General features: G+C 56.9%; 6 protein-coding genes. 4 read left to right on the forward strand and 2 right to left on the reverse strand.

The annotated features are described in order from the left end of the window. Nucleotides 1–346 precede the first annotated feature (346 nt). Nucleotides 347–1390: a DUF6515 family protein gene (locus tag AC1DVH_RS22985; protein WP_477755746.1), complete on the forward strand. Its 1044-nt coding sequence runs from the start codon at nt 347–349 to the stop codon at nt 1388–1390. Here AC1DVH_RS22985 and AC1DVH_RS22990 read toward each other — a convergent pair. Both AC1DVH_RS22990 and AC1DVH_RS22995 read right to left on the reverse strand, forming a co-directional pair. Beyond that, a complete protein-coding gene (locus AC1DVH_RS22990; protein ID WP_477755747.1) occupies nt 1384–2280 on the reverse strand; it encodes a cation diffusion facilitator family transporter in 897 nt (298 codons plus the stop codon). The genes AC1DVH_RS22985 and AC1DVH_RS22990 overlap by 7 nt on opposite strands. A gap of 41 nt (nt 2281–2321) precedes the next feature. Continuing rightward, complete coding sequence (locus AC1DVH_RS22995; RefSeq protein WP_477755748.1) at nt 2322–2741, reverse strand: polyribonucleotide nucleotidyltransferase; 420 nt, start codon at nt 2739–2741, stop codon at nt 2322–2324. Between the two features lie 109 nt (nt 2742–2850). Between AC1DVH_RS22995 and hrpB the strand changes: the two genes are divergently transcribed. From hrpB to AC1DVH_RS23010, 3 genes are all read left to right on the forward strand, one after another. Further along, a complete protein-coding gene (hrpB, locus tag AC1DVH_RS23000) occupies nt 2851–5370 on the forward strand; it encodes an ATP-dependent helicase HrpB (protein WP_477755749.1) in 2520 nt (839 codons plus the stop codon). A 49-nt stretch (nt 5371–5419) separates the two neighbouring features. Next, on the forward strand, nt 5420–6895 hold the full coding sequence (locus AC1DVH_RS23005) for a site-specific integrase (RefSeq protein ID WP_477755750.1): 1476 nt from the start codon (nt 5420–5422) through the stop codon (nt 6893–6895). Next, nucleotides 6888–8237 (forward strand): hypothetical protein (locus AC1DVH_RS23010; protein ID WP_477755751.1); only part of this gene is annotated, 1350 nt, incomplete at its 3' end. The genes AC1DVH_RS23005 and AC1DVH_RS23010, both read left to right, overlap by 8 nt.

The raw sequence follows: 8237 nt of genomic DNA on the forward strand, positions 1-8237 counted from the left end.
CCTCTGCCGGTGCTCCCGGCCTATTCTTATCACCAGAATCACTGCTCGGACAAACAGTCCAGTGCGGCTCGCCGAATCAGGCCCGCCGCGGTCGCCACCCCCACCGGGGATGTGCCGGCCCCCGAGCTACACACTGTCCAGAAGACGGCGTGAGGTGAGCCGGCGCCACAAGCGTCGAGCCAGGACGAAGTTCTCTAAGGGGAGGCCGACGGGTCTCCCCTTTTTCTTGCGTGGAATTTGCCCCCCGACCCTCAATAAATAAGTTGCGTGACTGATAACCTGTTGCAGAACCGGCCACTGCTTTCCCAGTCTTACGTACAGGCCCTGACTCTTAATGAGGAAAAGCATGAAATCGCGTTTCTGGCGTTTGGCCGGTGTTGGTTTGCTGTGTGTCAGTGTCACTGCGCAAACGATGGCCGATGAGCAGCAAAACCGTGGCCATGACGGCGGGCAACATGGCCAGGGGGGGCATCAGGGTGATAACCAGGGCCAGGGTGGCAACAACCAGCCGCACCCGCAAAACGGCCAGCAGCAGAATCAGCCCCGCGCGCAGAACAATGACAACCGCCAGTCCGAGCACAACGGCCAGAATCAACATCAGAACAATGGTCAGTGGCAGAACCGTCCAGCGCCGGACTTCAACAGCCGGGTTCGCTCGCCGCCTCCACCGCCGCAGGCGCCGGCCACTGACATGCCGATCCAGCCCCGCCCCGACACCGTGCACCAGACCCAGCCGCCGCAGCGCGGTTACTACCAGGATCAGCCGCGTCGCAACGATTACAACCAGCACTGGAATGGCTACACAGGCGCACCGTCCAATGACAATCACTGGCAGGGGCGCCCGAGTGGCCATGGTAACGGCTGGGGGGCAGGCCCCAGGTATCGCCCCGGCCAGGTGATCGACCGCTTCCCCGAGCGTAACTTCCGCGTGCCTTACCGTGGCATGGATTACTACTATTCCGGTGGCTACTGGTATCGCCCGCTAGGCCCGCGTTATGAGGTGGTAGAGCCACCGCGCGGGATTCGAGTCAGATACCTGCCCGATTACGCCCAGCAGTTGTGGATCGGCGGGGCGCTGCTGTTCCTCGCGGCGGGCTCCTACTACGCCTATCAGGAAAGCACTCAGGACTACGTCGTGGTCGAGCCGCCGGTTGGCCAATCGCAACCACCCGCCGGCAACAATGGTTATGACGTGGAGGCATATCCAGCCAACGGGCAGTCGCCGGAGCAGGTCAGTCGGGATGGTTACGAGTGCTATCAATACGCGGTGCAGCAGAGTGGTTTCGATCCACGAACCGCCACCTACCAGCCAGACCCGGCGGTGGTGCAAGCCTACCGACAGGCTCAGGGCAACTGCCTGAGCAGTCGCGGTTATCAGGTGAATTACTGAGCCCGGGCGGCTTTCACCACTTCCCGCGGGTCGGCGTGCACCAGCACTTCGGCGCGCGGGTAGGCGCTGTGAATGGCTGCGGCCGCCTGATCGCTGATGCCGTGGGCGACTGACAACGTCAGTTCCCCCGGCAACTCCAGATGCAACTGCACAAACCACTGGTTGCCGGAGATCCGCGTACGCAAGTCATGCGCACCCAACACACCGGGCACGCTGCACGCCAATTCCAGCATGTGCTGGCTGACATCCGGCGGCAGTTCTTCATCCATCAACACCGCAAAACTCTCCCGGGCGATCTGCACCGCGCTCCAAAAGATATAAGCGGCGATGCCCAGACCAAACCAGGCATCGACCTGATCCCAGCCAAACCCGGCCAGTACCAGCGCCAGCAGAATGCTGCCGTTGAGCAATATGTCCGAACGGTAATGCAGCGAGTCGGCACGCACGGCGTTGGAGCCGGTTGCCTTGACCACCCGATGTTGCAACATCAGCAAGGCCAGGGTCAGGGCGAGCGAGAACACAATCACACCGATGCTGATCCACGGCGCGCCGACCGGTTCGGGGTGTTTCAGCCGATCATAGGCATGCAACGCAATCAGTACCGCACTGCCGCCAATGAACAGCGCCTGGGCCATGCCTGCCAATGACTCAGCCTTGCCGTGCCCGTAGCGATGATCATTGTCGGCGGGGCGCAGGGCGTAATGCACCGCCAGCAGGTTGAGCAATGACGTGACGCCGTCGAGTGCCGAGTCGGTGAGCCCGGCGAGCATGCTCACCGAGCCGCTCAGCCACCAGGCGATGCCTTTGGCGACGATCAAGGTGCACGCCACCGCCACCGAGGCACGGGTCGCCAGCCGCAGCAGGCGGGCGTGTTCGGAGCTGGAGGTCATAGTGGCCATCGTTCCTTGAGGATTCCTTTGGTGCGCAGGGATTACGCGGCTGGTTGCAGGCCGAACATCGCCAGTTGTTGGGCGCTGCCTTTGCTCTGGATCAGGCGTGGATCGTCCAGCGGGAAGCTGCGGCYCAGTTCGCTTTCCAGAATAGTCTGCAACTTGCGGTTATCGACCTTGCCGTCGGGACCGATGGCGTCCTTGAGTTTTTGTGGATCGACCTGGGCGGTCTTGCCCGGCTCGAAATAAATCGCGCCAGTGGCGAAGTCCACGGCAAACGCGATCAGGCCGGGGATGATGTAGAACAGCAGGCCAACGGCGTCGAGCGCGGCGATGGCCGGGTCGATCTTGCCTTCGATCYGGCCGCGGCGATCGGGGTAGAAGATCGAACCGCAGGCTGTCACTTGAGTCAGCAAGGTTGCGACCAGAACACTGCCAATCAGGCGAAAGGGAGCACGCATTTGAAATCTCCTGAGTAATCTCGAAACGAAACGTCGTCGGTATGAATTAAGACCCTGACGAACGCCTTGCAGTTCGCCGTTATACTCGGCCCTCTGTTTTGGAGCCAGCATGATTTCTTTGCCGATCGATGAAGTTTTACCCGCTCTGCGTGAAGCCCTCGCTACACGCCACGAAGCCGTGCTCGAAGCGCCGCCCGGCGCCGGTAAAACTACCCGCGTACCTTTGGTCTTGCTCAACGAGCCGTGGCTGACCGGGCAGACCATCCTGATGCTCGAACCCCGCCGGTTGGCCGCGCGTGCAGCGGCGGAACGGCTGGCCAATGAGCTGGGGGAGAAGGTCGGCGAGACCGTGGGCTATCGCATTCGGCTCGACAGCAAGGTCGGCCCCAACACCCGCATCGAAGTGGTCACCGAAGGCATTCTCACCCGGCGTTTGCAGGACGACCCGGCACTGGAAGGCGTGGGCCTGCTGATCTTCGACGAATTTCACGAGCGCAGTCTCGACGCTGATCTGGCGCTGGCCTTGAGCCTCAATGGCCGTGAACTGTTCCGTGACGATCAGCCGCTGAAAATCCTCTTGATGTCCGCCACGCTTGAAGGCGAACGCTTGGCCGGGTTGCTCGACGACGCGCCGATCCTGCGCAGCGAAGGGCGCATGTACCCGGTGGCGATGCGCTGGGGCCGGCCGTTCCAGTCTGGTGAATTCATCGAGCCGCGTCTGGTGCAGACCATCCTCGAAGCCTTGAACGACGAGACCGGCAGCGTGCTGGTGTTCCTGCCGGGGCAGGCGGAAATCCGCCGCGTGCATCAGCAACTGGCGGATGCCTTGGGCGAAAATACTCAGGTTCTACTGTGCCCATTGCACGGTGAACTGGACCTCGCCGCGCAGCGGGCCGCGATCGATCCGGCACCGGCGGGCAAACGCAAAGTGGTGCTGGCCACCAATATCGCCGAAACCAGTTTGACCATCAATGGCGTACGCGTGGTGATCGATGCCGGGCTGGCACGGGTGCCGCGTTTCGACCCCGGCAGCGGCATGACCCGCCTCGACACCCAGCGCATTTCCAAAGCCAGCGCCACCCAGCGCGCGGGCCGGGCCGGGCGACTGGAACCGGGCGTGTGTTATCGCTTGTGGTCCCAGGACCAACACGAGCAACTGGCGGCCTATGGCAGTGCGGAAATCCTTTCGGCGGACCTCGCCGGGCTGGCCTTGCAACTGGGACGTTGGGGCGTGACGCCCGGGCAACTGGTGTGGCTCGACGTGCCGCCGGCCGCCGCTTATGCACAGGCTCAGGACCTGCTCGAACGCCTGGGAGCTCTGGAGGGGGACGCATTGACCCGCCACGGTCAGGCCATGGCCGAACTGCCGGCGCATCCGCGTATCGCGCATTTGCTGTTGCGTGGCCAGGCACTGGGTCTGGCGGACATGGCCTGCGATGTCGCGGCGCTGCTCGGCGAGCGCGATATCTTGCGTGGCGGCGGGGCGGACTTGCACAGCCGACTGGTACTGCTGTCTGGCGAAGAGCGCGCCGCACGCGGTGCTCAGGGGGGCGTGCAGCGCGCACGGCAACTGGCGCGGCAGTATCGTGGTTATCTGCGCGGCAAAGCCTCGGAGCCGGTCAGCGATCCGGATCATCCGCGCTGGCTCGGCGCGTTGCTGGCGCTGGCCTATCCCGACCGTGTCGCCCAACAGCGACGTGCCGGTGGCGCTGAGTATCGTTTGGCCAACGGCCGTGCCGCACTGTTCGCCGAGGCCGACAGTCTGATGAAGCAGCCGTGGCTGGTGATCGCCGATCTGGGCAGTCGCCAGGGCCAGCGTGAGGAGCGGATTTACCTGGCGACGGACTTCGATCCGGCGCTGTTCGATTCAGTGCTGGCAGAGCAGGTGCGCTGCGTCGATCAACTGGATTGGGATGAGCGTGAAGGCGTGCTGCGGGCCGAGCGTCAGCGCAAGGTCGGTGAACTGATCMTCAGTCGCGAGCCACTCACGGGCCTCGACGAAACCGCCCGCAGTCAGGCGCTGGTGAACCTGGTGCGGCGCAAAGGCCTGGAGCTATTACCGTGGACCCCGGAGCTGCGTCAGTGGCAGGCGCGGGTGGCGTTGTTGCGGCAACTGGACCTCGCCGGAAAGGGTGACAGCGAGTGGCCGGATGTCAGCGACACGGCGTTGCTCAAGAGTCTGGAGAACTGGCTGATGCCGTATCTTGGCAAGGTTTCCCGGCTCAGTCACTTCGCCAATCTCGACCTGTCGAGCATCGTCCACAATCTGTTGCCGTGGCCATTGCCGCAACGGCTGGACGAGCTGGCGCCGCATCATTTGAGCGTGCCGTCTGGCTCGTCGATTCGTCTGGACTACAGCGAACAGCCGCCGATTCTGGCGGTGCGTTTGCAGGAGTTGTTTGGCCTGGCCGAGACCCCGCGTATCGCTGGGGGCCGGCAGGTGGTCAAGCTGCATCTGCTGTCCCCGGCGCGGCGGCCGGTGCAGGTGACGCAGGATCTGGCGAACTTCTGGCGCAGCACCTATGCGGAGGTGAAGAAGGATTTGAAGGGACGTTATCCGAAACTATTCCATAAGTTGGACCCTTGGGTCGAATCGCTTAACAAGAATGACATTGACAAGAAGCCTTGATTTTTAGCGCTTAACACCTAGGGTTGACTCAGTCCCTTGAGGGTGAGTCATGTCCTACTCAAATCCGCGTTACGAAGGTCGCTTTGTTCTCATCCCTCACGTGCAGAGCGCCTTCGCCAGCCTGCATGTCGGCATCCAGCCCCGTGGGTCGATTGAATCTGTGCTTGAAGGGGCTGAAACCAAACTGCTTTATCAGGTCGAGGAAGTCGGAGTTTCGTTTACCTCGGGTGATATCTACAATCTCCCGTTTCTGTTTCATAAGGAAGGAGAGCCTTGGTTTGAGGCCAATTCATACCTTCGTTCCTTGGTTGAAAATAAAGCATTAAGCAACAGACCTACCGATGATCTGCGTCGTCGGGGCAGCAAGTTATTAGACTATTTGATTTTCTGTGAAAATGAAGGGCTTAACTGGCTCGACTTTTCGGGGCGTCGCCCTGTGTTGCGGCCTACATATAAGTATTTTGCTCATTTGATAAGTCATAGTGGGCGTAGTGCAGCAGTTATAAACCAATATACTGGTGTGGTATTTGATTTCTATAGGTTTGTTTGTGCAAATTGGCACGATATTGATTTGCAGCGAGTTGACACAGTTAAGGAAGTTAAAGTTTTTATTAAAAATTCGTACGGGGCCGCTAGAGTGATCACGGCTGAGAAACGTAGCCAAACTAAATCAACGGTTCCGGGAAGGCTGGTTTCAATAGGCTACGTACGAGAGGACAATGAAGACCTTCGTCCATTGTCGAATATTGAACTTGCTGAATTTCTGAAGGTTACTGAAGGTGAAATCTGGTCAGCACTAGAGCGACTTATATTGCTGACGGCTTTGATGACTGGCGCTCGGAAGCAGACTGTACTGACGATGCGCATGAAGCATTTAAAAGGCTTCATTTCAGAAAGATTGCAGGGCGACGGCACCTATCTGTTACATGCCGGTCCAGGTACGGGGATGGATACCAAGAAAGACCGTAGTCAACGTTTGCACGTGCCAAAGCAACTTGCTGAGGAGTTACAGGTGCTTGGAAACAGTCCGATGATGAAGCGGCGGCGAGATAAATTTAAAAATAATCTAAAAAAATATTACCCCGGTCTGCAAATTGGAGAGGAGGATATGTATGTCTTCTTATCTGATCAAGGGGGCTGCTATTACATGGCAAAAGACGATCCACGCTACCCAGTTGTCAAATCTCGTCCCACAGGGCAGGTCACAGATACAATCAAGCGCAAGCTATTGCAAAAGACATCTGATAAGTTTCCTAAAGATTTTTCGTATCACTGGTTGCGTGCGACATTTGGGTTTCAGCTCTATCAACGACTGCAGAGCCTTATTGCTGCTGGGCATATGCATCCAGGAGATGATATTGAGTTTATAATGGAGCGAATGCACCACGCCACAAGAGAGATGACTGAGCATTATCTTCAACTTTTCAAGATGCTTCCGCAGAAAACTGCCGCGCAGGAAAAWTTTGAGGCTAGTCTATTTGCATCTGACTATTCCAATTTTATACTGAGTTCGCACGATGAGTAGTCAAGAGGAGATGTCATTTCGTGAAACAAAAGTGATCGCGGTAGATGAGATTAGTCAGGAGTATGCATTTCCGGAACGACTACGTCTAAAACTTGCCAGTGCAAAAGGGCATAAGTCGCCTATTGATATCGGGAGTATCGCATATGCCAAGCGAGGCGAAGTAAGGTCAAGAGAGTATGACAATGCCGGTACTATATCGGTCGTCGAATCATCGCTTGTAGAAGGCAGGCGTGAGTTAGTGGTGAGGCTCCTCGACTCTCTGATAGGGCTGCGCGATAATTCGATAGTAACTCAGTTTAGAATAATTCACATTGCCGTGGATTGGTTGAATGCAAATGGTTATGTGGAAATTTTTGCCGATGTGAGTAATGCATCTAAGGCATACGCTGATTATACAGATTATCTGAATGATTCTGTCCGAAAAGGGATTTTTGCGCCTCAACATGCGGCGAAGTGTCAGGGCATATTAAGACTGATAATCGGTCTCCAGTTTCCATCCGTAGTGGATTATGTGGTGCGCAGTGCCATACCGATTGAGAGGCAAAGAAAAGCAATAAGGCCGCCTAGAGAGTCCGATGTACAGATTTTCAAGGACGCAAGTATCGCTATTGCGCGTGATTACAGCAGGTTCATTCTTCAGCAAGAGCCATTTCCCTGCATAGTCCGGATAAGAGATTATGAGGTGGTTAAGTTCCCTTCTAATATAGGGTTGTGTAGCCCTTTTCGGCAGGGGCACGATTGTTATAACTCGGCAGAAAGACGTGTTGCGACAGTCGAAGAATACATGTCTAAATATGCTAGCAGAGGTCAGGCTCTTAAGCTGCGTGAAGCTGAACGCGCTATAGCAGGTGCACAGGCTAGTCTAGAACTTGCCAACTCTGAATCTCGTAATTATGTCCGATTGCAAATGGCAGCCTTTGCTGTGAAAGCATATATTTCTCTTTTTATGTTGGTGACGGCTGCTTCACCTACTGAATTAGAACAGTTTAGCTATGAGGATGCCCTGGGAATTGATAAGTCAGTATTGAAAAAGGAATTAACGGCTGTCAAATTTCGTGCTCGAGGAAAGAGGACCGGGTACGTCTTGGGCCGCAAAGAAGGGTTAACCTTGCTTCGAGAGTATCTTAAGATACGCGACTGGATTCTCAATGAAACTTATTTTGATAAGCTATTCTTCAAAGTTAAGATTACTAAAGGCGCTGTTTCTCCAGTTTTTTCTGATCTTGATGCGGGGGCGGCCTCAACTAGATTCCACTCATCGATTTCTGGCGTTTTTGTAGATGGCAAGCATCCAAAAATAACCTATAGCAAGGCGCGCAAGCATAAAAGCGCCGCTCATCAC

The sequence above is a fragment of the Pseudomonas sp. P4_C3 genome (assembly GCF_056402075.1).